General features: G+C 58.4%; 24 protein-coding genes. 5 read left to right on the plus strand and 19 right to left on the minus strand.

Translation table 11 applies throughout. The features are described from left to right. Nucleotides 1–11: 11 nt before the first annotated feature. The 13 genes from AKL27_RS03680 to AKL27_RS03740 form a co-directional block, all read right to left on the minus strand. Entirely contained in the window at nt 12–1,100 is a 1,089-nt protein-coding gene (locus AKL27_RS03680) for a porin (RefSeq protein WP_050461424.1), read from the minus strand. 202 nt (nt 1,101–1,302) lie between these two features. Next, complete coding sequence (locus AKL27_RS03685; RefSeq protein WP_050461425.1) at nt 1,303–1,722, minus strand: nuclear transport factor 2 family protein; 420 nt, start codon at nt 1,720–1,722, stop codon at nt 1,303–1,305. A gap of 8 nt (nt 1,723–1,730) precedes the next feature. After that, nucleotides 1,731–2,480: an ABC transporter ATP-binding protein gene (locus AKL27_RS03690; RefSeq protein WP_050461426.1), complete on the minus strand. Its 750-nt coding sequence runs from the start codon at nt 2,478–2,480 to the stop codon at nt 1,731–1,733. Continuing rightward, nucleotides 2,473–3,252 carry an ABC transporter ATP-binding protein gene (locus AKL27_RS03695; RefSeq protein WP_198155880.1) on the minus strand — a complete coding sequence of 260 codons (780 nt, stop codon included), beginning with the start codon at nt 3,250–3,252 and terminating at the stop codon, nt 2,473–2,475. The genes AKL27_RS03690 and AKL27_RS03695 overlap by 8 nt, the downstream gene beginning before the upstream one ends. Next, a complete protein-coding gene (locus tag AKL27_RS03700; RefSeq protein ID WP_050461428.1) occupies nt 3,252–4,256 on the minus strand; it encodes a branched-chain amino acid ABC transporter permease in 1,005 nt (334 codons plus the stop codon). Before AKL27_RS03700 ends, AKL27_RS03695 begins: the two co-directional genes overlap by 1 nt. Beyond that, nucleotides 4,253–5,134: a branched-chain amino acid ABC transporter permease gene (locus AKL27_RS03705; protein WP_050461429.1), complete on the minus strand. Its 882-nt coding sequence runs from the start codon at nt 5,132–5,134 to the stop codon at nt 4,253–4,255. Before AKL27_RS03705 ends, AKL27_RS03700 begins: the two co-directional genes overlap by 4 nt. A gap of 60 nt (nt 5,135–5,194) precedes the next feature. Further along, nucleotides 5,195–6,289, minus strand: a complete 1,095-nt coding sequence (locus AKL27_RS03710; RefSeq protein WP_050461430.1) for a 4-oxalomesaconate tautomerase — start codon at nt 6,287–6,289, stop codon at nt 5,195–5,197. Between the two features lie 9 nt (nt 6,290–6,298). Further along, a complete protein-coding gene (locus AKL27_RS03715) occupies nt 6,299–6,976 on the minus strand; it encodes a 4-carboxy-4-hydroxy-2-oxoadipate aldolase/oxaloacetate decarboxylase (protein ID WP_050461431.1) in 678 nt (225 codons plus the stop codon). Continuing rightward, complete coding sequence (locus AKL27_RS03720) at nt 6,973–7,698, minus strand: PIG-L deacetylase family protein (protein WP_050461432.1); 726 nt, start codon at nt 7,696–7,698, stop codon at nt 6,973–6,975. Before AKL27_RS03720 ends, AKL27_RS03715 begins: the two co-directional genes overlap by 4 nt. A 310-nt stretch (nt 7,699–8,008) precedes the next feature. Beyond that, nucleotides 8,009–8,368 carry a protocatechuate 3,4-dioxygenase gene (locus tag AKL27_RS03725; RefSeq protein WP_050461433.1) on the minus strand — a complete coding sequence of 120 codons (360 nt, stop codon included), beginning with the start codon at nt 8,366–8,368 and terminating at the stop codon, nt 8,009–8,011. Beyond that, nucleotides 8,365–9,207 carry a gallate dioxygenase gene (locus AKL27_RS03730; protein ID WP_050461434.1) on the minus strand — a complete coding sequence of 281 codons (843 nt, stop codon included), beginning with the start codon at nt 9,205–9,207 and terminating at the stop codon, nt 8,365–8,367. Before AKL27_RS03730 ends, AKL27_RS03725 begins: the two co-directional genes overlap by 4 nt. 72 nt (nt 9,208–9,279) lie before the next feature. Continuing rightward, a complete protein-coding gene (locus AKL27_RS03735; RefSeq protein WP_050461435.1) occupies nt 9,280–10,398 on the minus strand; it encodes an aromatic ring-hydroxylating dioxygenase subunit alpha in 1,119 nt (372 codons plus the stop codon). A gap of 72 nt (nt 10,399–10,470) precedes the next feature. Then, nucleotides 10,471–11,652 carry an ABC transporter substrate-binding protein gene (locus AKL27_RS03740; RefSeq protein ID WP_050461436.1) on the minus strand — a complete coding sequence of 394 codons (1,182 nt, stop codon included), beginning with the start codon at nt 11,650–11,652 and terminating at the stop codon, nt 10,471–10,473. 403 nt (nt 11,653–12,055) lie between these two features. On the opposite strand from AKL27_RS03740, the gene AKL27_RS03745 reads away from it, so the two are divergent. Beyond that, nucleotides 12,056–12,751: an alpha/beta fold hydrolase gene (locus AKL27_RS03745; RefSeq protein ID WP_050461437.1), complete on the plus strand. Its 696-nt coding sequence runs from the start codon at nt 12,056–12,058 to the stop codon at nt 12,749–12,751. 2 nt (nt 12,752–12,753) lie between these two features. Here AKL27_RS03745 and AKL27_RS03750 read toward each other — a convergent pair whose 3' ends face one another. Further along, nucleotides 12,754–13,986 carry a LysR family transcriptional regulator gene (locus AKL27_RS03750; RefSeq protein ID WP_050461438.1) on the minus strand — a complete coding sequence of 411 codons (1,233 nt, stop codon included), beginning with the start codon at nt 13,984–13,986 and terminating at the stop codon, nt 12,754–12,756. 275 nt (nt 13,987–14,261) lie between these two features. Here AKL27_RS03750 and AKL27_RS03755 point away from each other — a divergent pair, with 275 nt between their 5' ends. Continuing rightward, nucleotides 14,262–15,209 carry an NAD(P)-dependent oxidoreductase gene (locus AKL27_RS03755; RefSeq protein ID WP_083438859.1) on the plus strand — a complete coding sequence of 316 codons (948 nt, stop codon included), beginning with the start codon at nt 14,262–14,264 and terminating at the stop codon, nt 15,207–15,209. Nucleotides 15,210–15,270: 61 nt separating this feature from the next. Beyond that, nucleotides 15,271–16,467 (plus strand): formaldehyde dehydrogenase, glutathione-independent, encoded by a 1,197-nt coding sequence (fdhA, locus tag AKL27_RS03760; RefSeq protein WP_050461440.1) that lies wholly within the window; start codon nt 15,271–15,273, stop codon nt 16,465–16,467. 69 nt (nt 16,468–16,536) lie between these two features. On the opposite strand, the gene AKL27_RS03765 is transcribed toward fdhA, so the two are convergent. The 5 genes from AKL27_RS03765 to AKL27_RS03785 all read right to left on the minus strand — a co-directional run bounded on the left by AKL27_RS03765 (nt 16,537) and on the right by AKL27_RS03785 (nt 23,819). After that, nucleotides 16,537–17,904, minus strand: a complete 1,368-nt coding sequence (locus AKL27_RS03765) for a hybrid sensor histidine kinase/response regulator (RefSeq protein WP_083438850.1) — start codon at nt 17,902–17,904, stop codon at nt 16,537–16,539. An 11-nt stretch (nt 17,905–17,915) separates the two neighbouring features. Then, entirely contained in the window at nt 17,916–19,376 is a 1,461-nt protein-coding gene (locus tag AKL27_RS03770) for an ATPase domain-containing protein (protein WP_050461441.1), read from the minus strand. Next, entirely contained in the window at nt 19,373–19,789 is a 417-nt protein-coding gene (locus AKL27_RS03775; protein ID WP_050461442.1) for a hypothetical protein, read from the minus strand. Before AKL27_RS03775 ends, AKL27_RS03770 begins: the two co-directional genes overlap by 4 nt. Nucleotides 19,790–20,176: 387 nt before the next feature. Further along, on the minus strand, nt 20,177–22,945 hold the full coding sequence (locus AKL27_RS03780) for a M16 family metallopeptidase (RefSeq protein ID WP_408609752.1): 2,769 nt from the start codon (nt 22,943–22,945) through the stop codon (nt 20,177–20,179). Between the two features lie 103 nt (nt 22,946–23,048). Beyond that, nucleotides 23,049–23,819 (minus strand): hypothetical protein, encoded by a 771-nt coding sequence (locus AKL27_RS03785; RefSeq protein ID WP_157056782.1) that lies wholly within the window; start codon nt 23,817–23,819, stop codon nt 23,049–23,051. A gap of 481 nt (nt 23,820–24,300) precedes the next feature. Here AKL27_RS03785 and groES point away from each other — a divergent pair, with 481 nt between their 5' ends. Together groES and groL are read left to right on the plus strand one after the other, a co-directional pair. Beyond that, complete coding sequence (groES, locus tag AKL27_RS03790; RefSeq protein WP_050461445.1) at nt 24,301–24,594, plus strand: co-chaperone GroES; 294 nt, start codon at nt 24,301–24,303, stop codon at nt 24,592–24,594. Nucleotides 24,595–24,696: 102 nt separating this feature from the next. Beyond that, nucleotides 24,697–26,349: a chaperonin GroEL gene (gene groL / locus AKL27_RS03795; protein WP_050461446.1), complete on the plus strand. Its 1,653-nt coding sequence runs from the start codon at nt 24,697–24,699 to the stop codon at nt 26,347–26,349. The last annotated feature ends 21 nt before the right edge of the window (nt 26,350–26,370 follow it).

Raw genomic sequence — 26,370 nt, forward strand, 5'->3', positions numbered from 1 at the left:
CTGAACGGCGATCAGAACGTGTGACGGACACCGGTCATGATACCGAGCTGGTTCATGCCAACCCCGACCGTACCGCCGGCATCCACCGCAATCGCTGCGTTGCCGCCGTTCTTGATGTAACCGACCGAGGTGTACAAGGCAGTCCGCCTGGACAGGTTATAGGTCAGCCGCGCCACCGACAGCGTCGAGACATTCGACGTGCCATTGAATTTCAGACGCGACACCTGCGCATCCAGGACCCACGCGGTCAGGAACGGATAGCTCACTCCCAGGTAATACAAATCGGAATCGCTATTGACAGCGGTCTGGGTCTTGCGATCCAGTACGCCCAGCCCGATGCGGGTATCGCCCACCATGAAGTAACCATGCACGCCGATGCGGCGGTCGGTGTAGCTGCTGTTATTCAAACCGCCGGTAGCGTTGGTATTGCCATTCATGGTGTCGTACGCGAGGTTGACGCCAAAGGCCTTGTTGTCATATCCCAGCAATGCCGTCATCTGGCGGCACGCCTTGCTGTCGCCGGCCACTTCGCCGGCGCAATTGGTGGCGGCCGGACCACCGGCGGCCGACGCATCGCGACCGAAGCTGTAGGTAGCGCCCACCGTGACATCAGAAAACGTGCCGAGGTAACCAATCGAATTATCGCTGCGGGCGTTCGGCAGATAGGCGTCCAGATTACCGATGCTGTGAATGTTCGGCCCCATCACGTCGGACTTGAAGGTCGACAGATACGTCATGTTGACCTGGCGACCGAGCATGACACTGTTGCCGGCATTTTTCAGACCGACATACGACTGCCGGCCGAACAGCCGGTTGCCCTGCCCCATGGCACCAGTATCGACGGCCAGTCCGGCTTCCAGCACAAACATCGCTTGCAGTCCGCCGCCCAGATCTTCGGTGCCCTTGAAGCCGATGCGCGATGGGAATGAGCCGGTCAGCGACGGCATCTTGATCACCGAATTGCCGGCTGCGTTGGCATTGGTCACGTACTCGATACCGGTATCGATCAAACCGTAAACCACAACCTGCGACTGCGCCAGCGCCGTGTGCGACAACAATGCTGCCGACGTGGCGATGGCGGCATAAGCGAATTTATTCATTGACGGGTCTCCTCCAGAGTTTTTATCGTATTGATTTTTGAGTTGCGCAGATCACATGCATCAGCCCGGTTGGCAGGGTCGATGTGCATGACAAAGCGTGAGTCATTCTAGCGAGCGGACCTGCGCTGATAATTGCTGATTGCCGCGAGCGCGATCTAATTTGTTTATGCCGCGCCGGCGACTGGTGAACACAGCAAGAGCGTCAGATCCAGAAGCAACCGCGACGCTGTGAAAATTTCCAGCCGTCGACAGTCAGTTGAAATCGGTCGCGAAACGTCCCCGGCATCGGCGGCTTGTCCGGCGCGGCAATCGCGGTGGCCGACGGCGCGGAACGGCTTGCCGACAGCAGCAGTATTCTGGAGCGCGCATGTGCCAGTTGCGCATGTTCAACGCTGACCATGACGTCGCTGCAACTATGGAATGTGCGGATATCCGGCGCGCGACTGCGGAACGATGCCAGTATTGCGGCATGTCCCTGCAATGGAGTGTCGGGCGCGGATGGCCGGTACAGCACCGCGTCGTCGGTGAACAATTGAATCAGCGCATCGAAATCGCGTTCGTCATTCAAATAGGCGTAGCGATAAATCAGTTGTTCACAGGTGCGAATGATGTCGGTCGTCATCGCTGCACTCAACTGACCAGTTGCAGATGCGGTGGCGATCCGTCACCGGCGGCTTCGCTTTGCGCCAGTCCGAGCAGGCAATGCATTTGCGCTTCATCCTGCAACAACACATCGCTGCGGCCCTGATGGATGATGCGGCCACGATCCAACACCACGACCCGGTCCGTCACTTCCAGCGCCAGATGTGCATGCTGCTCGACCAGAATCAGGGTCAGTCCGGTTTGCTTGAGTTGTTTGACGGCGTCCAGCAAGATATCCATCATGATCGGCGACAAGCCTTCCAGCGGCTCATCCAGCAACAGCAAGGCCGGATTGCCCACCAATGCGCGCGCCATCGACAGCATCTGCTGCTCGCCGCCGGACAATTGATTGCCGTAGTTGCCGCGCCGTTCCTGCAAGCGCGGGAACAAGGCGTAGATGCGCGCAATATCCCATTCGCCGGGACGCGCCGCGACACGCAGATTCTGCTCGACCGTCAGCGACGGAAAGATTTCGCGCTCTTGCGGCACATAACCGAGCCCCTTGCGATTGCGCTGATAGCTCGGCAGGTTGCCGATGTCCTTGCCGCCGAAGGCAATGCTGCCCTTGCTGACCGTGGTCAATCCCATCAGGCTCGCCAGCAAGGTACTTTTACCAACGCCGTTGCGTCCCAGCAGACTGACCGCTTCACCGCGCGCGATGTCGAGCGACAGATCGTCGATCACCACGGCATCGCGATAACCGGCCGTCAGATTGTTTACGCTGAGCAGATCAAGCATGACGTCGCCCCAGATAAACGTTGCGGACACGGTCGTCGGCGCGGATCTCGGCCGGCGTCCCTTCGGTCAGGATGCCGCCCTCCACCAGTACCGTAATTTTTTTGGCGAAACGAAATACCAGATTCATATCGTGCTCGATGAACAAAATGGAAATGTGTTCCGGCAAGCGTTCCAGCAAATCCAGAATGATGCCGCTTTCACCGTTCGGAATGCCGGCCGCCGGCTCGTCCAGCAACAACACTTGCGGCTTGAGCGCCAGTGCAATCGCGATTTCAACCATGCGGCGCTGACCGTAAGCCAGTTGATTCACCGGTCTTGCCGCCAGCGCCAGCAATCCGAGTTGATCCAGCAACAATGCCGCTTGCTCGACCAGCGCCGCATGCTTGCCGGTCTTGCCCCACACCTTCCAGCCGAGGCCGAGACGCTGGGCAATCGGAATCGCCACGTTCTCGGCCACCGTCAGTTCGGTGAACAAGGTATTGATCTGAAAAGTCCGGGCCAGTCCCGCCGCCACCCGATGCTGCGGCGTGGTCTGCGTGACTTCTTTGCCATCCAGAAAAATCGTGCCGGAAGTCGGCGCCGTCACGCCAGTCACCAGATTGACGAAGGTGGTCTTGCCGGCACCGTTGGGACCGATCAAGGCATGGCGGGCACCGCGCGCGATTTTGAAATCGATATCCCGGGTCACTTCGATTGCGCCGTAGCGTTTGCACAGATTGTGGGTTTCCAGTACATAGGCTGGTGTCTGTTGTGTCGTCTGCGTTGTTTGCATCATTTGCTTTGCTCCACCTTGGCGCCGGTGCAGCGCGACCAGATGCCGGCACCCAGCATCAATAAACCACCGGGGGCGAAACGCACCATCAAGATCAGGGCGATGCCGACAAAGAACATCCAGTGAAACGGATCGATTGCGGCCGCCCGGTCCAGCAACAGCATGTACAGCGGAATCCCGATGAAGGCGCCATACAGCCGGCCGACGCCACCGATGATCAGCATGATCAGAATGTTGCCCGACAGTTGAAAGGTCAGCAGATCAAGACTGACGGTCTTGGTGATCTGCGCACTGAGCGCGCCGGCCACACCGGCAATCGCGGCCGAAATGGTATAGGCCAGAATCAGCCGCGCATGCACCGGCGTACCGACCAGCAACATGCGCCGCGGATTTTCGCGGATGCCCCGAATCGACAAACCGAATGGTGAGTTGGCAACGATACGCACCACGATGAACATCAGGAACAACACCGCCAGCGCATAAAGGTAAGCGGTCTTTCCATACAAATCGAATGAAAACAATCCCAGCAACGGTGCCGTATCCATGCCAGACAAACCGTCCGCGCCACCGGTCACATCGCGCCAGGTATTGGCCACTTCATGCAAGACCACGGTGGTCACCATGGTCAGCATCAGCAACGCCAGACCATTGGTACGCAACAGCATCCAGCCGGATATCAGACCGATGACACCGGCTATCACCGCTGCCACCAGCAATCCGCTCAAGGGCTCGGGTGAGATGTGCAATGAGTAATAACCGGCAGCGTAAGCGCCGACGCCAAAGAACGCGGCATGCCCGAGGGTATTGATGCCGGCAAAGCCCAGGGCCAGATCGAGCGAGATGCCGAAAATCACCATGATCAGGATTTGCGCGCCAATCGACATATAGGTGTCGAACAAGAAGAATGCCGCCAGCGCAATCACCCACGGCAACGCATCGGCCGGCCGGATGCGGTAAAACGGCAAGGCGGCGGCAGGCAACAGTTTTTCGCGTATCGGTTTCATGAAGTTTGTCTTCCGTAGAGTCCCTGAGGGCGCAACAGCAACAAGGCCAGCGTTGCCAGATAAATTACCAGACCACCGGCGGCCGGCAGGAAGTAGCGGCCCAGCGTATCGATCATGCCCAGCGTCAAGGCGGCAATCAGCGTGCCCTTGATACTGCCGAGGCCGCCGACCGAAACCACGATCAGCACCAGCACCAGATAGTTGAGCGCATAAAACGGTTCCAGCGGAAACATGTCGGCGCCGAGCGCGCCGCCGAGACCGGCGAAGCCGCAACCGATGGCGAAGGTGACGGCAAAGAATGCCTTCACGTTCATGCCGATGCACCCCGCCATCCTGGCGTTGTCCACTGCCGCGCGCAGCCTGGCACCCACTTGCGTGCGCTCCAGCGCATACCAGATCAGCGCCGCACAACAACAACTGACGGCAATCAGGAACAAGCGATAGACCGGCAAGCCGATGGCACCGATGTGCATGGTGCCGCGTAACGAGGCCGGCACCGGAATATCCTGAATGGTGGAGCCGAACATGGCATTGGCGGTGGCGATCATGACGAAGGTCAGGCCGATGGTCATCAAGACCTGCCCCAGTTCGCTCTGCGTGTAGATCCACGAATACACGGTTCTTTCCAGCACCGCGCCGAGCAGCATGGTGCCGATCACCGCCAATGGCACGGCGGCAAAGAATGGCACCTGCCACTGCGTCACCAGCATGAAGGTCAGATAACCGCCGACCATGGCGAAGCTGCAATGCGCCAGATTGACCACGCGCATGACACCCATGGTGATCGACATGCCGATGGATATCAGGAACAGCACCATGCCGAATGCCAGGCCGTCGAACAGCACCGACGCAAGGGAAATTGCAAAACGAGAAAGCATGAAGTGTCTCTTTATTGGAATGAATTGAACATGCCTGCAACCACGATGAAGATGACTAGTTCATGGCCACACCTTGTGCGGTACGTACACGGTGCCATCCATCAGCATGCGCGCCGTGCGCAGCAAACCGGAACTGAGAAACTGCATGCGGCCATCCTGCATGTGCATCTGCAATGCCACCGTGAATTCACCGCTCGGGTGTTCCACCGACAATTCGACTGTATCGCCATGCGGCATGTCGACCATCTGCGCCGCCACCGAACCCGGCAACAGGCAGGCGCTGGCGACGCTGACCGCGCCCAATACGCCGATGGCACTGTGACAGCGATGCGGAATGAAGGTCCGGGTAGCAATGTGACCGCCATCCCGGGCCGGTGCAATCAAGGTCATTTTCGGCACCACCTTGTCGCGCACATCGCCCAGGCCCATTTTTGCGCCGGCCAGCAGCCGCACCGCTTCCAGTTTTTGCTTGAACGCCGGATCGGCATCCAGCTCTTGCGGCGTTTCCTGTCCGCTCTTGCCGAAGGCGCTGGCCAGCATGACCACTACCGGCATGCCGTTGTCGATGCAGGTGGCGTCGATACCGTTGAATACATCCCGGGTATTGCCGGTCGGCAGCAAGGTACCGCAGGCAGAGCCGGCGGTATCGCGAAAGGCAATGCTGATCGGCGCTGACGTGCCCGGCACCCCGGAAATTTCGGCATGGCCGTCATACGCCACCACGCCGCCCGGCGTCTGCACCGTTGCGGTGGCGATGTTGCCGCTGTTGACCATGTGAATCACCACACTGGTTTGGGCGCCGCTGACAGCTACCAGACCGCGCTCAATCGCAAACGGGCCGACCCCCGCCAGCATGTTGCCGCAATTGGGCGAGACATCGACCAGCGGTTTATCGACTGCCACTTGCGCAAACAGGAAATCGACATCGACGCCGGGCAAGACTGACTTCGAGACGATGGCGACTTTGCTGGTCAGCGTATCGGTGCCGCCCAGACCATCGATCTGGCGCGGATCGGGGGAGCCCATCACGGCCAGCAATACCGCATCACGCGTGGCGCGATCCGCCGGCAGATCGTGCGCCAGAAAGAACGGTCCGCGCGAGGTCCCGCCGCGCATGAAGGCACAGGCAATGCCGCGTTGAGAAGCTGTCGTCATGCCTGTTCCTTACAGGTAGGTCAATCCGGCAGCGGCCAGCCGGGCGCGCATGTCGTAGATATCCAGACCGAGTTCGCCGGCGGCCAGCCGCAAGCGCTTCTGTTCTTCGTTGGCAGCGCGGGCGGCACAGGCCGCAAGCACCGTCGCCACCTGTTCACGCGCCACCACCGCCACGCCATCATCATCGGCTACCACCGCATCGCCGGGGTTGATCAGTTGCTCGCCGCACACCAGCGGCACATTGACCGCGCCCACGGTAGCCTTGACCGTACCCTGCGCGAACACTGCGCGCGACCACACCGGAAACTTCATTTGCCGCAAGCTGCGCACATCGCGCACGCCGGCATCGATCACCAGTCCGACCACGCCGCGCGCCTGCAAAGATGTCGCCAGCAGATCACCGAAGTAACCGTCTTCGCAATGCGAAGTCGGACTGACGATCAGCAGATCGCCCGGCTGACACAACTCGACCGCCACGTGCAGCATCCAGTTATCGCCGGGAGCGACACTGACGGTCACCGCCGAGCCGGCTATCGCGCAATCGGCAATCACCGGTCGCAGGCGCTGATGCAACAAGCCGCTGCGCCCTTGCGCTTCGTGCACCGTCGCCACGCCATACTCGGCCAGACGGGCGACCACGGCGTGATCGGCACGCGCAATGTTTCTTACCGCTACCGTGCGGGTCATGAAAACTCTCCGCTGACTTGCGGAAATACACGCTGATAGGCTTCCCCGTAGCGGATGCTGCGCGACGAATTGCGCGAGGCCTGCACCCCGCGCTGCAAGGCGACACGGGTGTAGTACTCCCACAGATGTTCTTGCGCATTCATGGTTTCGAATGCGGCTTTTTTCTTTTCCCACACCGAACTGATATCCAGCAAGACATCCGGCTTCCAGTTGCATTGCTCGGGTTGATGCGGCTCGAACAAAAATACCGGCGGTGCACCGATCACGGCCTGCTCCGGGTTGTGACCATGGGCCTGGGCGATGATGCGTGCTTCCTGCGTCACGTGTGTCGCCAGCGGATGATCGAAGTTGTAGGGATCGTGCAGGGAATGGCTCAACACGAATTCGGGTCGCAATTCGCGGAACACATCTACCAGCTTGTACAAGACTTCGTCGCTGACCCGCATCGGGTAATCGCTGATATCGAAAAATTCTATTTCGGCGCCGAGAATGCGGGCCGCTTTTTCGGCTTCTTCACGGCGCGCCGCCTTGACCTTGTCGAGCGTCATCGCCGGCTGCTTCCACATCTTGGCCGATTCGCCGCGCTCGCCGTACGACAGGCACACGACCTTGACGCGATAACCGCGTTCGGCATACAAGGCAACCGAGCCGGCCGCGCGCCAGACAAAGTCGGCAGCGTGAGCGCTGACCACCAGCATCGATGGTTTTTGGGTATTTTCCATAGTTATCCTGTTGATTCCGTCATTCATAAAAGGCTGTTGCAAGCAATTTCAAACGCTTGATGACATTGCGATTTATTCTAGGGCAGCGCCCGCCGGTGCACGTTCGCGTTTCCATACGCTGCCATCTAATTTATTTATTGGCTGCGTTTGCGATAAGCGATTGACGGGTGCCGCTGCGCGCGTTCAGACGTGCGCGGTCCTGCCCGCAGCGGCGCTGACGGGCATGACAAATGAACGAACCAGGGGTAACGCGTAATGCAGATGTGTCCCCGCCGCCGGTTGCGGGCGGGGTTCACATCTTCAGCGCAGACTAAGCGGACGCCGGCACGCGCCGGGTCTTGAGAAATGCTTCCAGCGTCTCGCCGCGCATGGCGGCATAAACACTGAGGTTGGACATCTTGACCACGCGCGCGAATTTTTCCAGCACGAAAAAACTGACGCCATACCTGATCAGGCCGAGCCAGTCCTGATTCTGCACCAGCGCACGTTCTTCCGGCGTCAACTGCAATTCATCGCAAGCCGCCGCCAAGTCACGCGTCACCAGTTCGCGGAACAGTGGTTCGCGATGGCGCCAGAAAAAACGATTCAGTCGCAACGCCTTTACGCTCTGACGGACATCGAACACATAGGTCCCTTCGATATCCTCGATTCCTTGCAATTGCGGATTCATGCCTCATCCTTTTCATAGATTGCCACCGCCATCGCGGTGGTGGTGGCCAGATAGACGTTTTGATGAATGCATTTGATCTTGTCATCGAGCGCGCCACGCATCGCCAGCCACATGATGACTTCGACACTCTCGGCGCCGCCCAGGCGGACAAAATCGGCATGCCGCATCCTGGTCAGGCTGAGCGGATCGTCGACCATGCGCCGCAGGAATTCGTCATCCCAGTCGGGATTATTGAAGCCGGTGCGTTCGCCATGAATCTGATGCGACAAACCGCCGGTACCGACCACTGCCACCTTCAAATCCTGCGGGAACGATTCGATCGCGCGCCGCACCGCCTGCCCCAGTTTGTAGCAACGGGCGGCGGTCGGCAGCGGGTATTGCAAGACATTGATTTCAATCGGCACGATGGCGCCCGGCCATTCAGGCTCATGCGGCCACATCAGCGACAACGGTGAATTGCAGCCATGATCCAGCGCCCGCTCCTGAAACAGCGTCATGTCGAACTCATCATTGATCAGACTTTCGGCCATATGTGCCGCCAGTTCCGGATGTCCCTTGATATCCGGTAATGGCCGTTTGCCGGCACCTTCATCGGCCATCTCGAAACTGGGCGACACGCCCAGCGCAAAGGTTGGGTAACAATCGAAGAAAAAGCTGTTGGCGTGATCGTTATAGAACATCACCAGCACATCCGGCGCCTGCTCGCGCAGCCACTCGGCCACCGGCAGGTAGCCCTCGAACAGCGGCGCCCAAGCCGGATCGTTCTGGCGCTTCTTGTCATACGCCAATCCTATCGTCGGCACGTGCGAGGTACCGATACCACCAATAATTCTTGCCATCTCTATCCTTCTGTTGCCACTGCATGAACGGGTAATACGTTGGAGTGATGCGGCATTCGGGCCACACCGTGCTCAATACATCTTGATCGCCACCGCTGCCGGCCCGGCCGCGGCAGCCTGCGGTTGTTCCGGCTGCTCCGCCATGGCCAGACGCAACATGATCTTGCGCATCGCCAGACCGGGCCGGTCGGGACCGAAACTCAATTCATCCGGCGCGCCGTCGCCCTTCTCCACTTCTTCCTGAATCCAGGTCAGGGCGTCCACATCTTCCTGATAGGCCTTGAGCGAGGTTTCCGTCAGATAGGCGCTGGCGGCGGCGTCGTCCAGTCCGAAGTCGCGGCTATTGAACCACCAATAATGAATAGTGCCTTGAAATTCCGGCGTAAACAAATGCGTGATATTGACCCGGTATTCTGCCTGTGCCGGATCGGGCGCGGCCAGATCGACAATTTTGGCAAAGGCAATATGTCCGGCTGGTGAAGCAAAGCGGCTGTCGGAAAAGCGATCAACCTGACGCCCGGTCAGCTTCATCGGAATGCCATAAATCGGCGGCGGTGGTGAATCGTGCAAAGCGCGCTGAATGCGCACCACATCGCCTTCATTGAAAATTTCCAGACTGGAACGGGCATATTCCGGCGTCCCCACGGTGTCGGCATGCAGAATCGCGAAATGGGTCTGATCAAGCAAGTTCTCATGCATCGCGACGTAATTCGATTTCATGTGAAAGTAGCCGGTGACGGTCGTCCAGTCAGCCGACTCCAGCCATGCGGTGTCAGGAATCAAGGCTGGATCAGCCTTGTCGGCTTCGCCCATCCAGACCCAGATCAGCGGCCCGCGTTCCACCGTCGGATAAGAAGCGATGCGGGCATGCGTCGGCGCATTGGCCAGCGACGGCATCGCTACGCATTGCCCTTCCGGGTTGTAGGCCATGCCGTGATAGCCGCACACCACCTGATCACCTTCCAAGCGTCCCTTGGACAACGGGAAAGAACGATGCGCACAACGGTTTTGCATGATCACTGGCGTGCCGTCGAGTTTGCGATACAGCACCACGGTTTTGCCGAGCAAGGTGCGTTCCAGCAACGTGCGCGTGACCTCGCCGGCCCGCGCTGCCACGTACCAGCAATTCATGATCAGCGGCGTCGTGTGATTGGCCATCTTCGGCTTGGCGGGGGCGGCTTTCTGCAACATGGGAATTCCTTTTCACAAAACGGGACGGTGCCATCGGTGCCATCCCGGGAGCACGAACAATCGAACCGGCAATTACTGAATCTTGACGCCCGGGTCGCGAATCGCCGGATAAGTCTTGAACGGCTTGTTCATGTACACGCCGTCGACTTTTTCAATCCGCCGGATATAAATGTTCTGGATCAGCTCGCGCGTTTGCGGATCGACCGACACCGGACCGCGCGGACTTTCCCAGGCATAACCCTTGATGGCCGCCATGGCCTTGTCGCCATCCTGCTTGCCGTTGGTGGCGCGAATCATTTCATAAATCATCTTCATCGCATCATAAGCGGCAATCGATGCCACATTCGGGGTCTTGTCATTGCCATACTTTTTGCGGAAGGCGCTGACGAAGGCTTGATTGGCAGGCGTCGTGCCGGCCGGCGAATAGTGCAACGCGGTCACGATGCCGGCGGCGGCATCGCCATAGGACGGCAATTCGCTTTCTTCGGTTTCGGCAGTCGCCAGCAGTTTGATGCCGGACTTGTCCAGACCGCGATCAACAAAGGCCTTGATGAACGCCACCGACAACGGACCGACCGGGGTGAACATGTAGACATAGTCCGGCGCCGCTTCCTTGATCTTTTGCATGTACGTGGAAAAATCGGAGGTGTTCAACGGAATCTTCAGTTCGCCGACAATCTCGCCCTTCTCTTCATTGAACGACTTCTTGAACGAGGTCAGCGCATCTGCGCCCGGCGCATAATCAGCCACGGCCAGCACCACCCGCTTGCCGCCCTGTTCGGCCGTCCACTTGGCCAGCGGCGTCGCCACCATCCATTGGGTATAGCCGGCGCGCAGCATATACGGCGAGCGGGCCAGAATGCCGGAGGTGCCGGCGTTGATGATGATGAACGGCACCTTGGACTGGGTAGCCACATCGGCTATCGCCAGCGCGGTCGGCGTAAATTCCAGACCGCTGACATATTGCACCTTCTCGCGCACCACCAGTTCTTCGGCCAACTGACGCGCACGTGCCGGATTGTTGCCGCCGACATCACGGTAAATCAGCTTGATCGTGTGTTCGCCGGCGCGGCCGTTATGCTGCGCCACATACAGTTCGGTCGCATCCTGAATCTGTTTGCCCCAGTTGCTGTAAGGACCGCTGAAGGCGGCAATCACGCCGATGCGGATTTCATCGGCCTGCACATTGGCGCTGGCAGCAAACAGCATGGCGCTGGCAGATGCCAGGGAAAGCTTGATAAATCGATGCAACATTGTTGGTCTCCTGTTGTATGAATTTTCCGGCCGGGGCTGACGGCAAAAAATTTGCTGTCACCTGCCTTTTCTTGTGTCTGCATTATCGGCACGGCACCCATCTCGCTGTATACATTTAGCCTTTGAGTGCCATCGAATTTGTTTATCGATTTTTCCTTCAAGACTGGCAATGCCTTTAGGAATCCGGGACAGAGAAAATTAAATCCCTTTTAAAATCAATCAACTAAAAACAAATCCTGCTCATCCGGCGCGCCGACAATCTTCCTCCACGATGTGCAACTGACTGATTGCAACGCTGCCACGGGGTGGACACGCCGGCACCCTTTCGCTACATTTCACTGCACTTGCAACGCCCCTGTCGCCGGGCAGCCCGGCCCTGTCATTTACTGAAAGCGTGATTCCGATGAAAACCATTTATCTGCTGTGCGGCCTGTTGTGTGACGACATCGTATGGCGCCGGCAAGCCGAGGCACTGCGCCAGCGCGGTGATTGCGAGGTGCACATTGTCAGTTTTCAGGATGAGGATTCGATCAGCGCCATGGCGGCAAAAGTATTGCGCGATGCGCCGGCAGAATTTTTGCTGGCCGGCCATTCGATGGGAGGACGGGTGGCACTCGAAGTGTATCGTCAGGCCGCGCCACGCATCAGCCGGCTGGCCTTGCTCGATACCGGTTATGAAGCGGCGGTTGCCGGTGAACCGCAAAAGCGGGCGGTGCTGGTGAATCAGGCACAGGAACAAGGCATTGATGCGATTGCCGCCACCTGGGCCTTGCCGATGCTGGCGCCGGCGCATCGGCATCAGCCACAACTGGTACAGGAAATGCTGCAAATGGTGGGCCGCATGTCACCGCAGATTTATGCCGGCCAGACCCGCGCCTTGCTGGGGCGGCCGGACGCCACCCCGGTGCTGGCCACGATTACCTGCCCGACCCTGATTCTGTGCGGCGCCGACGATGGCTGGAGTCCGCCGGAACGGCATGCACGCATGGCAGAGTTGGTAAAGGGCAGCAACTTGCTGGTGATTCCCGCCTGCGGCCACATGTCGACCATGGAACAAAGCGACGCCGTCAGTCAGGCCCTGCTGGACTGGGCCGCCTGAGATTACTTCAGCGGCGTGCGCTGCATCTGCGCCGTCACGCTGCGAATTGCATTCATCAACACCACCGCGCCCGGTGCCGGAAAGCTTTCTTCGCGCTGCGTGATGCCGATGGTGCGCGAGGTTTGCGGCAAGTCGAAATCGACAATTTCCAGTGCGCCTGACAGGATTTCATATTCCAGCTGCTGCGCCGACAGCGCCGTCACCATATCGCTGTGCAGCAACAACCCGCGCAAGATCGCCAGGTCGCTGGTTTCCACCACCCCGGTCGGCGCCGGCAAATTGTTGCGGGTCATCGAAGATTCAAACAGGTCACGCGCCGGCGTGCCCTTGATCGACAGAATCCATTGCGCCCGTCCCAGATCTTCTATGGTTACCCGCCGTTGCAATGTCAGCGGATGACCGCGCCGGGCAATCACCGACATGCTGTCATCGAGCAGTGCTTCGCCGCGCAGATCACTGGCGTATTCGGGCGGCCGCAAGGCACCCAGAATGAAATCGATGTCGCCGGCGCGCAAACCTGCGGCCAGATGATCGAACGGGCCTTCGATGGTGGAGATGCGCAAATGCGGATGGGCGGCGATGACCGCCGCAATCGCGCGCGGCAAGATGGCGGTGCGGCTCAGCGGCAGCGCGCCGACCACCACCCGACCCTGCGTCGTGCCCTTGAGCGCCGAAATATCGGCTTCCACATGACGCAGTTCGGCCAGCGCCCGCTTGGCGCGGAACAGCAGCAGACTACCCGCTTCAGTCAACAGCATGCCCTTCGGCGTGCGTTGAAACAAGGCGGTACCCATGCTCGATTCCAGATCCGAGATCGAGGCGCTGACGGCCGGTTGCGTGATCCCCAGCGCATTGGCAACGGTCGGCATGTGATGCGATTCGGCCAGCTTGACGAAGGTCTGCAAACGCCGTTCATTGAACAACATGGAAAAGATCGAGGCTTTGATCGGGCCATTGGAAATCCGGATCTTGCTGGCGATCTCATCGCGCGCCAGCTCGAATTCCTGCGCTGCGCGTTTGGCGCGAAACAGCAAGGTCGTGCCAAACACGGTCAGCAGCATGCCGCTGGATTTGCGTTCGAACAAGGATTCACCGATAACCGTTTCCAATTCATGAATCGAGCGCGTGATTGCCGACTGCGCCCGGAACAAGGCTTCCGCCGCCCGGGTGACGCTGCCCAGCTCGGCGACGGTGATAAAGGCGCGCAAATGGCGCAGACTGACGTACGGTGTCATAGGGAACAACCTGATTCGATGAGAGGCCGGGAGCAGCCTGATGCCGGTGTTTTTTCTAGCATGCTCGATAGTCCGGCTTTTGACAAGCCGGCAATGCCGCAGCCAAAATGACCGTTTCATGGCCGCTGTCTGGCTTATCCCCCGGGTATTCCGATAAGAAAATTAGATGGCACATGGCGTCGATTGCAGTAGTGAGCGCCAATCAATTGGCTGAAAATCGGTTGGCCAGCCGCTGGATGCCGGCAGCCGTTCATCTGACCATCGGAATTCACCTCATGTCGCCAGCCTCAGTCACTGCCCCCATTCCTCTGTGCATCATCGGTTACGGTGAAGCCGGCCGCATCTTTGCCCAAGGTCTGATGGCCGGCGGTCAATTCACCGTGACGGCGTTCGATCTGCAACTGACCGCCGCCGGCGATGCCCAAGTCGCCACAGCCATGCAGGTGGCGGCCACTGCAGCCGGTGTCCGCCTGCATGCCACGTTGGCTGCCGCCATGGCCGGCGCACGCGTCATCATTTCGGCGGTCACGGCCAATGCCGCGCTTGACGTCATGCAGCAAGTCGCCGCGCTGCTGCAGGAACAGCAGCCATCCCCACCGCCCTTCGTCATGGATATCAACTCGATTTCGCCAGCCGCCAAACAACGGGGCTTCGCGCTGATCAGCGCCGCCGGCGCGCACTATGTCGAAGCCGCCGTCATGGCATCGATCCCGCCCTGCGGACTGGCGGTGCCGATCCTGCTTGGCGGACCGCACACCACATCCTTCATGGAACTGATGGCCGGATCCGGCATGCGTATGCGCACTGCCGCTGACGAGATCGGCATCGCCTCGGCCATCAAGATGTGCCGCAGCGTCATGATCAAGGGCCTGGAAGCGCTCACCATCGAAAGTCTGTTTGCCGCCCGCCATTACGGCGTGGAAGAACAGGTCATCGCGTCGCTGAGCGAAACCTTTCCCGGCATCGACTGGCCGCAACAAGCCGACTATCTGGTGTCGCGCGTGGTGCAGCACGGTCGCCGCCGCGCTGCTGAATTGCGCGAAGTGGCGCACACCGTTGACGATGCCGGGTTGACGCCGTGGCTGTCGGACGCCATCGCGCAACGCCAGGACTGGATGGCTGATCAGGTCCAGGCCGGCATCGTCAGCAAGACCGAAAAACAATGGCGCGTCGTGGCCGATACCCTGACGCCCGCTCGTGCCAATAACCAGAGCAGCGGCTGATACCTGCCGGCGGCTCATCACTCACCATCCAGCACCACCCCACAACAAAGGAGATCAAGTCATGGCAGAAAATCGCGGTGTCGTTTACGTCGCACAAGGGCGGGTCGAAGTCCAGGCCATTCCCTTCCCCAAGCTGGATAATCCCGCCGGCAAGAAAATTGAACATGGCGTGATCCTGAAAGTGATCTCGACCAATATTTGCGGCTCCGATCAGCACATGGTGCGCGGCCGCACCACTGCTGCTTCGGGGCTGGTGCTGGGTCACGAAATCACCGGCGAAGTGATCGAGATCGGCAAGGATGTCGAAACGCTCAAGAAAGGTGATCTGGTTTCGGTACCGTTCAACGTTGCCTGCGGTCGTTGCCGCACCTGCAAGGAACAACACACCGGGGTCTGCCTCAGCGTCAATCCGGCACGCGCCGGCGGTGCTTATGGTTACGTCGACATGGGTGGCTGGATCGGCGGCCAGGCCGAATATGTCATGGTGCCTTACGCCGATTTCAATTTGCTGCGCTTCCCGGATAAAGACCGCGCCATGGCCAAGATCACCGATCTGACCTGCCTGTCCGATATCTTGCCGACCGGCTTTCACGGTGCAGTCACCGCCGGTGTCGGCCCCGGCTCCACCGTGTACGTCGCCGGCGCCGGCCCGGTCGGTCTGGCCGCAGCCGCCTCGGCGCGCTTGCTGGGGGCGGCAGTGGTGATCGTCGGTGATGTCAATCCATTGCGACTGGTGCATGCGCGCAAGGTCGGTTTCGAAACCGTCGATCTGTCGCAGGATGCCACGCTGGCGGACCAGATCGCCGCCATCCTCGGCGATGCCGAAGTCGATTGCGCCATCGATTGCGTCGGCTTCGAGGCCCGTGGTCACGGCCATGACGGCTCGCAAGTGGAAGCCCCGGCTACGGTCCTCAATTCGCTGATGGAAATTACCCGCGCCGCTGGCCGCATCGGCATTCCCGGCTTGTATGTCACCGACGATCCGGGCGCCGTCGACAGCGCCGCCAAACGCGGCAGCCTCAGTATTCGGCTCGGTCTCGGCTGGGCCAAATCGCACAGCTTCCATACCGGACAGACGCCGGTCATGAAATACAACCGGCAATTGATGCAAGCGATTCTATGGGACCGGCTCAACATTGCCGACATCGTCGGCGTCCAGGTGATTTCGCTGGATCAGGCGCCGAGCGGCTACGGCGAATTCGATGCCGGCGCGCCCAAGAAATTCGTGATTGATCCGCACGGCGCATTGGCCGCGTAAAAGCGCTATTGATGACGGTTGCCGTCAGCACCTTCCGCGACAAGCGCAAGCGTGCCGGCGGCAATCCACTCAGGTAATCGTGGGCGGGATGGAGGAAATCAGTGCCAGCAAGACATTGACGTCAATCGGCTTGACGAAATAGTGGTCAAAGCCGGCAGTGAATGCCAGCGCACGGTCTTCGATCTGGCCGTAGCCGGACAAGGCAATCGCCAACGGTTTCTTTTTCCCCACCGTATTACGGATGCCTTCTACCACACCGAAGCCATCCAATCCCGGCAGGCCGATATCACAAATCACCACGTCGAAATCTTGTTGTCGCGCCAGCGCCAGACCACTGGGTCCATCGTACGCGGTCACCACGGTATGCCCGGTCTGCACCAGAAAACTGCTCAAGGTATCGCTGGCATCGCGGTTATCTTCGACCAGCAATATCCGGTGTCTGATGGTGTCGCCCCGGAATGCAGGCAATACCGGCACCACCAGCGGCAGCGCCGAGGAAATCGGCAACGTCACGTTAAACACACTGCCACGGCCCAGCCCCATACTGTGCGCTTCAACTTTGCCGCCATGCATCTGCAACAGGTTGCGCGCGACATTGAGGCCGACGCCAAGACCGCCTTCGGAGCGCGCCAGCGAACGCGGCCCCTGCGTAAACAAGGAAAAGATATGCGGCAACACATCGGCGGAAATGCCGACACCGTTATCTTTGACGCTCACCAGCACTTTGTCGCCCGCGCGTTTTGCCGTCAGTTTCAGCTCACCGTGATCCTGGGTGAATTTGGAGGCATTAACCAACAAGTTCGAAAACACCTGCGCCAGGCGCATCTGATCACAATCGACCACGATCAATTCGTCCGGCACACTGATCGTCAGTGTTTGCTGGCGCTCCGCCACGCGCTGCTGTACCGTTTCCACTGAACGCTCGACGATTTCTGCCAACAGTACCGGTTCGATGATCAACGTGATCTTGCCACTGCTGATGCGCGCCGCATCCAGCAAGTCATCCAGCAAACGCGCCAGATGCTTGACCTGACGACTGACGATTTCCTGGATCTTGACCAGTTGCGGCGTCGCGTTCGGCGTTCTTGCCAGCAATGCTGCGGCCATGCTGATCGGTGCCAGCGGATTGCGCAATTCATGCGCCAGCATGGCGAGAAATTCATTCTGCCGCTGATTGCTGGCCTCCGCTTCGTCACGCAAATTTTGCGCACTGAGCGTGGCCAGCACCAGATTCTGGTTGGCTTCGCGCAATTGTCCGACTGTTTCCCGGAGCGAATTGAAATCCTGCATCTCGGCGCCGAGCCGGACGATTTGAGCTTGCAGAGCATCAATGCGGGCGCTGAGCACGAGCGGGTCCGTCTCGCGATCCGCAGCGTTGCTGGCAGCAGCGGCGAATGGCTGCGGCAAACTTTCCCCGTCCTCGTTGTCAATCGCCATGAATGGCTCTTTCAGCCTGGAGGCTTGATTGCCGAAGGGCGGCCGGAAAGGATCCCTTCCAGCGGAATTGGTTGCGGCTCGATTTCAATACCCTGATCCGAGATGCGGTAATGACGCAAATCATTGCTGTGGTCGCTGCCGCGCACCTTGACCACTGAAATCATTTTCATCAGACGACCGCCGGTTTCCACGTAACGCATGGCAATGATCGCATCCACCAGAAAGGAGGAATCGGACTGGCTGAAACGCAAATCGGTAAAGCGATCTTCGAGGCCCATCGTGACGACCACGGTGACGCCGAGGCTGGCCAGACTGGCCAGTACGCGAAACACCGAAGCCCGGAAATCCTGCCTGAACTCGGGCGCCAGATACAGTCCGAATTCGGACAAGGAATCAATCAATACGCGCTTGGCCTGCGTGCGATGCACCGCCTGCACCAGATCATCGAGTATTTCCTCGACCGACAAATCGAGCGAACGGCTTTCGATCACCGCCACCTCGCCGGCTTTCACCATCCGCGCCAGCACGGCATTGCGCAGTCGCGATGGTCCTTTTTCGAAGGAGACGACGACGCCGTTTTCACCCTGTCGCACCCCCTCGGCCAGAAACGCCGTGCCGAGAATGGTCTTGCCGGAACCAGAAGGCCCGACCACCAGCGCCGCATGCCCGCGCGGCAAACCGCCGTGCAGCATCACATCCAGTTCCGCAATACCCATCGGGATCCGCTGCGGCTGTTGATCCGGCACGACTGCCGCATCAATCAGCGATGGCAGCAAGCGCGGATAGATATGCAAGCCATCGCCATTGATGCGAAACGTATGCGCGCCTTGCAGATGCGCCTGCCCGCGCATCTTGACGATGCGGATTTTTCTGATGGTGGAATTCTGATCGACATTTTGCGTCAGCGAAAACAAACCATCGGCCACCGTCATCACCGGATTGGCTTCGGTTTCCACATGCGAGTACTCACCGATCAGAAATGTCATGGCCTGCCAGCTGGTCATGCGCGTCCCCAGTTCCTGCACGAAATGTTGCAGGTCGGCCACGCCTTCGTTACCGCTTTTTGCGGTCTGGATCACCGACCGGAACGAATCGACAAACACCAGGCCCGGCGCAAAGGTTTCCACTTCTTTCGTGATGCGTTCCAGCACACCGCTGAAATCGCCGGTACGCAAATTTTCCGCCAGATTGATATAGCGGATGGCGTCGTCGATTTTATCGATATCGAAAAATGAATATTGTTGCTGGTAACGCAACATTTTCAGCGGTGGTTCGCCAAGTACCGTAAAGAACAGCGCCTTGCGTTGCGGATTGGCGAGCGCAAACATGATCTGGTGCGCAAGCGTCGTCTTGCCGCTGCCGGGCGCGCCGGCAATGACATTGAAGGAGAATTCGCTCAAGCCGCCACCCAACAGCGTATCGAGGCCGGGCACGCCGGTCGCCTGCAGTCCGAGGGCTACTTTGTCGTTCATCTACTTTTTCCCTCGGGCTCAGCGGCCCATGCAGTATTTAGAAGCCGTGTGGTGAGCGCTCCCCCTATCAAGTCCGACAGCAGCTTGGTATAGGTATCAAGAAGTTCAGCATTGGCGGCGCCCGACTCCGTCAAGTCAGCTGATAACAGGTTTTCCTTCAGGGTCGCGAACAGAATATCGACCGAATGTGATGATTGCACCGCCGCCACCCAACCATGGCGCTGGCTGACCAGCCGTACCGAGCGCGCATACAAGGCCGTAAAGCCGGCATCGCCCACCAGCGGGCACAAATGCGCAGCCAGCCGCTCCCAGGCTTGCAATGCCTGTGCGACAAACTCGGCCTGACTCGCCCCCGCTGTTATAGCCAGCACACTGGAAACCAGCTGCTGTCGCTTATCGTCGTTTTTATCCATGCATGACAAGGTAGATATGGTTAGGGCTGAGGCGTGGCACCGGAATGATACGAAGAGACTGAGTATGACCCCTTTACCCGGGCGTGACAGGTTTATTTTCTTGCCGGGCGACCGCAGCACCCTGACGGTTGCTCCCCCGGCTCCCTTTTGATTTTCCACTGACAACATTGGCATGCAGCGCCCGAAGTCAGACCGGCACGGCGGACATTAAACGCACCTTGACAAGATTGTTTCCCAAAAAGAAAAAGCCGCTCCATGCGGAGCGGCCTTGACCTTGAACGAGTCTCAGACTCTGTGCGCAAGCATCTGCGCGGTTGCATGCCGGCTGATGTGCCGGTCCGCATGTTGCTCCTTATGTTGCTCCTTATGCTGCCCCTTAGGTTGCCGCTATTGCCCGGCCCGCTTCGTATCGCGTGCGATCACGACACTCATTTGCGCCGGATCGATATAGGCGCGCACCGCTGCGTTGAGCTGCGCCAGCGTCAGGCTGCCGATCTGCTGGTCCAGTTGGGCAGCCCATTGATAGTTGCGATCGAGCGCCAACAATCCAACCCAATCGGCAGCGATGTTGGCATCGCCCTCACGGTATCGCTGGCGCATTTGCAATATGCCTGATTTCGCGTTTTCCAATTCTTCGGCCGTAAATCCATCCTTCACGACGAGCGCCAGCTCTTGCTTCACCGCAGCTTCCACCTTGCCCAGATTCTGCGGCGCAGCGATTGCCCGCACCGCGAAATAGCCGGCATCGCTGAAACTGCCAACTTCCAGCATGGATTCAATGCCGTATGACAGCCCATCCTTCTGACGCACGCGGTCAGCCAGACGAGATTTGAGCGAGCTACCGCCAATCAGATAGTTGGCGACCATCAATGCCGGAAAAGCGGCATCGGTATCGCGCATGCGGATATTCTGACGCGCCAGATAAAAACCGTTTTCCTTGTCTGGCGTGTCGATCAGCTCGCGCTTGGGTGATATCTCAGCCCAGGATTCCAACACCCGCGCATAAGGAGCGCGACTCGCCCACCCGCCAAACGCTGCATCGACAGCCTTGACAGCGGTGTCCGGATCAAACGCGCCGACGATCACCAGTTGGCCGTCAGAGGCGCCATAGAATTCCTGATGAAACTGTTTGACCTGGTCCAGCGTGGTGTTTTTCACGCCGTCGATTTTTTGCTCCAGTCCCATGGCGGCACGCCAGTCACCGGCCGGATAGTGATTGAAGTGAAGCGCCATGACGTCGTTGGCGCGGGCCGAAGGATCCTTGCGCGCGGCTTCCAGGTCCAACAATAATTCCTGACGCACTTGCTCGAATTCCGCTGCATCAAACCTGGGATGGCGCAGTACTTCGGCCTGCAATTGCAAGGCTGGTACCAGGTTTTCACGGGTAGTCTGAAATCCGAACAGCTCACCGTTGATCTTCAGACGTTGAATCGCGTCCAGCAATTCCTGACGGCTCTTCGACTCGGTACCGCGCAAGAGCATCATCTCCGCCATTTTGGCCGGTACCTGCTTGCCGAACAGGCTCTGCTCGTTACCGAACTCGGGATGAAGACTGACCGTGACCATGTCGCCACGCGTGCTTTTCGGCAACAGCGCCAGCTTGAAACCAGTGTGCTGGCCTTGGCCGGGCAGCAGCACCCGGGTATGCCGGTCGATATTGGCTGGCGTCGCATCGAAGCCTGCGCCGGCATGTACGCGCTGTTGCGGATGATACTGTTCCAGCGCGGCCGATACCGGTGGTGTTGCGGGGACATCCGTGCGTTGCGGCTGGTCTTCCGGCACGAACAGACCCACGGTGCGATTATCGCGGCGGAAGTATTTGGCAGCCGCTGCGGCAGCCCGCGGCGCAGTCACCTGAAGCAGGTCGTCGCGTGCAGCGAACAGCAAGCGCCAATCACCCAGGGCTATCGCGTCGGACATGGAGACCGCCAACTGCTGCGGATCATTTTGCAGTTGCTCGTAGAAGTTGACTTGTTCCTGCCTGAAGCGCACCAGCTCGGCCTCGGTCGGCGGCGTCGCTGCAAACGATTCGATACCGGCAACCAACGCCTGCTTGATCGCCTCAAGGTCTGCACCTTGTTTGGCTCTGGCTGCAATCAGTTGCAAGCCCGGCGCCAGCCCGCTCAACTGAAATACATCAATCTGCGTGGCCAGTCCGCTTTCCACCAGCGATTTGTGCAAGCGGCCATTCGGGGTATTTGTCAACACCGCCGCCGCTACCGTCAGCGCGTTGTAATCGGCGTGCACCATGGACGGCATCTTGTATCCCACCGCGACCAGTTGCATGTCGCCGCTGCGACGGATGAAAAACTGGCGCTCACCATCCTGCGTCGGTTCGATGGTCCAGAACTCGGGCAGTGCGCGTTTCGGCCTGGGCAGTTTGCCGAAGCTCTGGCTGACCCAGCGCAAAACCTGTTCCGGGGCGAAATCGCCGGCGATCATCATGACCGCATTGTCCGGTTGGTAATAGGTCCGGTAAAAGGCTTGCAGATTCCTGATCCTGACATTTTCAATATCGCTGCGATTGCCGATCGGCGAGCGGCTATAGCTGTGCCAGTCGTAAGCAACGCTTTGCATGCGTTTGATCATTGCCTGGAACGGCGAGTTTTCACCCTCCTCGAATTCGTTGCGCACGACGGTCATCTCGCTATCGAGATCTTTCCTGGCGATATGAGAATTGCGCATGCGGTCAGCTTCCATCGCAATCGCCCAGCGCAGATTTTCATCGCCGGCCTGGAAGGTCTCAACATAATTGGTCTTATCGATTCCAGTGGTGCCGTTAAACGACATGCCGCGCCGGCTGAATTCCTGAGGGATCGCCGGATTGCGTGGCGTCCCTTTGAACAGCAAATGTTCAAGCAAGTGAGCCATGCCGGTTTCACCGTAGTTTTCATGGCGCGAACCGACCAGATAGGTGATGTTGAGAGTGACCGTCTTCTGCAAGGCATCAGGCAGCAGCAGCACCTTGAAGCCATTGGCAAAACGAAATTCGGCAATGCCTTCCGCGACCGGGCCGCGGGTAACACCTGGCGGCAACGCAACCGGCGCCTGTGCGGCGGGTGAAACCTGGGCCCGGACCTGAAGCGGCAACAGTGAAGCGGCAATCAGGCTCAGCAAGGACACAAAGACGAGTCCGTGAGTTTTTTTTATAAGCAATCTACTCTCCTCCAAATGATGAAATCGTGATCCGGAAAATACGTTGCCATCACACCCCTGCAATGGCAACCTAGCCGGCTATTTTTTTGCTGCTGTACTCAAGTCAGAAGCGGTACGACAAATTGACGCCGAATTCACTGGTCTTGTTTTCGGGTTCCATCCAGTCATTGGCGGAACTGTTCAACTTGCTATCGGCAATTTTCCAGTAACGGTAAAACGGTGTCACGCTGATGCTGCCGGTACCGACCGGACGGGAAAGCGCTGCCGAGACTTCCAGGCCGTAACCACTGTCCTGACGATTGACCACGTTGTCGGAATATTGGAACCCCCGCAGTAAATGTTGATAAGACGCCTTGGGCGAAAAAGTCCACGATCCATCCCCGACCTTGAATACGGAACCCACCCCCAGCGTGCCATAAAAATATTTGGACTCGCGACGATAACCTCCCAATCCCGCCTGATCAAGTCGATCCACCAGATTGCGGTAGCCAGCGCCGGCGGACAAAGTCACAGGATAATCGAAGGCATGCGTGGTCCACTCATAGGTGCTCCTGATCTCCCAGGTCCTGCGCGACAACCCCGGCAACGACAGCGATCCATAAGATTGCCCTTGATAGGCGCCGGTGTAATCGCCGTTACCCCAGGCATACCGGCCTGCCACGCGCACCGCATTTTGCTGATCAATCTCCAAGCGCAAGTCGCCGGTAATGCCTTTCATGCTGGCCCGCTCCTTCATGAAGCGCCGCCCCTGGTGCCACTCGAGATAAGTCTCTTCGTAGATTTCAGTACCCAGGGTGAACTCCGGCCTGATTTCCGCAGTAGCCTGACCTGCCATGAATACCCCCGCTGCCAGCGCCATTATCTTGTTCATCATCTTCTCCCTCTTGGATTGTGTTGATCTGGAATCAATCTTGCCAAGACGAAGTTGCAGTTGTATTACAAACCGGGTTGCCTGTATTTCAATTGCAATAGTCGATGTCGGGGGGATTTGTGTCTGGCCTCTCCGGCAAGCGCTCCCAGCCATGCCGTGCAACGCAAGGCGTCAGCTGCTCCGTCATTGGTATTTCTTTTTGGAAACAATGTCTCGGTGCGCCCGATATCGGATCGGTGAAGTGCCCTGTTAAATGGATTCGGGCAACGATTTTCGCCCGCCATACTTTAATTTCCTAACACTGCCCTTGAAAAATCAACTGACCGTCCCTATACTTAGCACTCGTCATGAGAGAGTGCTAACAGCTCTTTCTGGCCTGAACACTTTTCCGATGTAGCGCGCTTAATTGAAGCTGCATGGTTGAAGTCTGCTTTGCAGCGAATGCCGCAATTACTTATAACTTATTGAATTTGAAGGAGCTTTTATGAGTCTTCGTCCTTTGCACGATCGCGTTATCGTGAAACGTCTCGACCAGGAAACCAAAACCGCATCCGGTATCGTGCTCCCGGACGCTGCGACCGAAAAGCCAGATCAAGGTGAAGTCCTGGCAGTCGGCAACGGCAAAATCCTCGACGACGGCAAAGTCCGTCCGCTGGCAGTCAAGGTCGGCGACCGCGTTCTGTTCGGCAAATACTCCGGTCAAGCTGTCAAGATCGACGGCCAGGAACTGCTGGTAATGCGCGAAGAAGATCTGTTCGCCGTTGTCGAAGGCAAGTAATTTCATGTGAATTGCGCCGCCGGGCCTCCGGTCCGCGCGCAATTCATGTAATGCATTCCCGCTCTACCGAGCAAATTCACACGAATTTTTGGAGAATCCAACATGGCAGCAAAACAAGTAATTTTCGGCGATGATGCACGCGCCAAGATCGTCAACGGTGTCAACATCCTGGCTAACGCAGTCAAGGTAACACTGGGTCCTAAGGGTCGTAACGTGGTTCTGGAACGCAGCTTCGGCGCACCAACCGTGACCAAGGACGGCGTTTCGGTTGCGAAAGAAATCGAACTGAAAGACAAGCTGGAAAACATGGGCGCGCAGCTCGTGAAAGAAGTTGCTTCCAAGACTTCCGACAACGCAGGCGACGGTACTACTACTGCTACCGTGCTGGCACAAGCCATCGTTCGCGAAGGCTTCAAGTATGTTGCAGCCGGTTTCAACCCGACTGACCTGAAGCGCGGCATCGACAAGGCTGTTGTCGCTATCGTTGCTGAAATCAAGACACTGTCCAAGCCAACTACTACCAGCAAGGAAATTGCTCAGGTTGGTTCGATCTCCGCCAACTCCGACACCGATATCGGTGAAATCATTGCCAAGGCAATGGACAAGGTCGGCAAAGAAGGCGTGATCACCGTGGAAGACGGCAAATCGCTGGAAAACGAACTGGATATCGTCGAAGGTATGCAATTCGACCGCGGCTACCTGTCGCCATACTTCATCAACAACCAGGAAAAACAGGTTGTTGCTCTGGAAAACCCATTCATCCTGTTGTTCGACAAGAAGGTTTCGAACATCCGTGATCTGCTGCCGATCCTGGAACAAGTTGCGAAGTCGGGCCGTCCGCTGCTGATCATCGCAGAAGATGTCGAAGGCGAAGCACTGGCAACTCTGGTCGTCAACAACATCCGCGGCATCCTGAAGACAGCAGCTGTCAAGGCTCCTGGCTTTGGCGATCGTCGTAAAGCCATGCTGGAAGACATCGCGATCCTGACCGGTGGTCAAGTTATCGCTGAAGAAGTTGGTCTGACACTGGAAAAGGCAACTCTGGCAGAACTGGGCCAAGCCAAGCGTATCGAAATCAACAAAGAAAACACCACCATCATCGACGGTGCCGGCGAAGCCATCACTATCGAATCGCGTGTCAAGCAAATCCGTGCGCAAATCGAAGAAGCCACTTCGGATTACGACCGTGAAAAACTGCAGGAACGCGTTGCCAAGCTGGCAGGCGGCGTTGCACTGATCAAGGTCGGCGCGGCAACTGAAGTTGAAATGAAAGAAAAGAAAGCACGCGTTGAAGATGCGCTGCACGCTACCCGCGCTGCAGTTGAAGAAGGCGTGGTTCCAGGCGGCGGCGTTGCATTCCTGCGCGCACGTGCCAATGTCAAGGACCTGAAAGGCGACAACGCTGATCAGGAAGCCGGCATCAAGATCGTTCTGCGCGCAATCGAAGAGCCTCTGCGTCAAATCGTATTCAACGCTGGCGATGAGCCATCGGTTGTGATCAATGCAGTGCTGGCTGGCAAGGGTAACTACGGTTACAACGCTGCCAACGGTACTTACGGCGATCTGGTGGAACTGGGTGTTCTGGATCCAGCCAAGGTTACCCGCTCGGCATTGCAAAATGCAGCGTCGGTTGCCGGTCTGATCCTGACTACTGATGCAATGATCGCTGAACTGCCGGATGACAAGGCAGCTGGCGGCATGCCAGGCGGCATGGGTGGTATGGGCGGCATGGGTGGCATGGACGGCATGATGTAATTTGCCGGATGCCATGCGGGT

The organism is Herbaspirillum autotrophicum (assembly GCF_001189915.1).
GTDB classification, from domain to species: domain Bacteria; phylum Pseudomonadota; class Gammaproteobacteria; order Burkholderiales; family Burkholderiaceae_D; genus Herbaspirillum; species Herbaspirillum autotrophicum.

What these genes read in the sequence shown, in the direction of transcription:
- AKL27_RS03680 (WP_050461424.1), bottom strand. Translation starts at nt 1,100, where the DNA reads ATGAATAAATTCGCTTATGCCGCCATCGCCACGTCGGCAGCATTGTTG.
- AKL27_RS03685 (WP_050461425.1), bottom strand. Translation starts at nt 1,722, where the DNA reads ATGACGACCGACATCATTCGCACCTGTGAACAACTGATTTATCGCTAC.
- AKL27_RS03690 (WP_050461426.1), bottom strand. Translation starts at nt 2,480, where the DNA reads ATGCTTGATCTGCTCAGCGTAAACAATCTGACGGCCGGTTATCGCGAT.
- AKL27_RS03695 (WP_198155880.1), bottom strand. Translation starts at nt 3,252, where the DNA reads ATGCAAACAACGCAGACGACACAACAGACACCAGCCTATGTACTGGAA.
- AKL27_RS03700 (WP_050461428.1), bottom strand. Translation starts at nt 4,256, where the DNA reads ATGAAACCGATACGCGAAAAACTGTTGCCTGCCGCCGCCTTGCCGTTT.
- AKL27_RS03705 (WP_050461429.1), bottom strand. Translation starts at nt 5,134, where the DNA reads ATGCTTTCTCGTTTTGCAATTTCCCTTGCGTCGGTGCTGTTCGACGGC.
- AKL27_RS03710 (WP_050461430.1), bottom strand. Translation starts at nt 6,289, where the DNA reads ATGACGACAGCTTCTCAACGCGGCATTGCCTGTGCCTTCATGCGCGGC.
- AKL27_RS03715 (WP_050461431.1), bottom strand. Translation starts at nt 6,976, where the DNA reads ATGACCCGCACGGTAGCGGTAAGAAACATTGCGCGTGCCGATCACGCC.
- AKL27_RS03720 (WP_050461432.1), bottom strand. Translation starts at nt 7,698, where the DNA reads ATGGAAAATACCCAAAAACCATCGATGCTGGTGGTCAGCGCTCACGCT.
- AKL27_RS03725 (WP_050461433.1), bottom strand. Translation starts at nt 8,368, where the DNA reads ATGAATCCGCAATTGCAAGGAATCGAGGATATCGAAGGGACCTATGTG.
- AKL27_RS03730 (WP_050461434.1), bottom strand. Translation starts at nt 9,207, where the DNA reads ATGGCAAGAATTATTGGTGGTATCGGTACCTCGCACGTGCCGACGATA.
- AKL27_RS03735 (WP_050461435.1), bottom strand. Translation starts at nt 10,398, where the DNA reads ATGTTGCAGAAAGCCGCCCCCGCCAAGCCGAAGATGGCCAATCACACG.
- AKL27_RS03740 (WP_050461436.1), bottom strand. Translation starts at nt 11,652, where the DNA reads ATGTTGCATCGATTTATCAAGCTTTCCCTGGCATCTGCCAGCGCCATG.
- AKL27_RS03745 (WP_050461437.1), top strand. Translation starts at nt 12,056, where the DNA reads ATGAAAACCATTTATCTGCTGTGCGGCCTGTTGTGTGACGACATCGTA.
- AKL27_RS03750 (WP_050461438.1), bottom strand. Translation starts at nt 13,986, where the DNA reads ATGACACCGTACGTCAGTCTGCGCCATTTGCGCGCCTTTATCACCGTC.
- AKL27_RS03755 (WP_083438859.1), top strand. Translation starts at nt 14,262, where the DNA reads ATGTCGCCAGCCTCAGTCACTGCCCCCATTCCTCTGTGCATCATCGGT.
- fdhA (WP_050461440.1), top strand. Translation starts at nt 15,271, where the DNA reads ATGGCAGAAAATCGCGGTGTCGTTTACGTCGCACAAGGGCGGGTCGAA.
- AKL27_RS03765 (WP_083438850.1), bottom strand. Translation starts at nt 17,904, where the DNA reads ATGGCGATTGACAACGAGGACGGGGAAAGTTTGCCGCAGCCATTCGCC.
- AKL27_RS03770 (WP_050461441.1), bottom strand. Translation starts at nt 19,376, where the DNA reads ATGAACGACAAAGTAGCCCTCGGACTGCAGGCGACCGGCGTGCCCGGC.
- AKL27_RS03775 (WP_050461442.1), bottom strand. Translation starts at nt 19,789, where the DNA reads ATGGATAAAAACGACGATAAGCGACAGCAGCTGGTTTCCAGTGTGCTG.
- AKL27_RS03785 (WP_157056782.1), bottom strand. Translation starts at nt 23,819, where the DNA reads ATGATGAACAAGATAATGGCGCTGGCAGCGGGGGTATTCATGGCAGGT.
- groES (WP_050461445.1), top strand. Translation starts at nt 24,301, where the DNA reads ATGAGTCTTCGTCCTTTGCACGATCGCGTTATCGTGAAACGTCTCGAC.
- groL (WP_050461446.1), top strand. Translation starts at nt 24,697, where the DNA reads ATGGCAGCAAAACAAGTAATTTTCGGCGATGATGCACGCGCCAAGATC.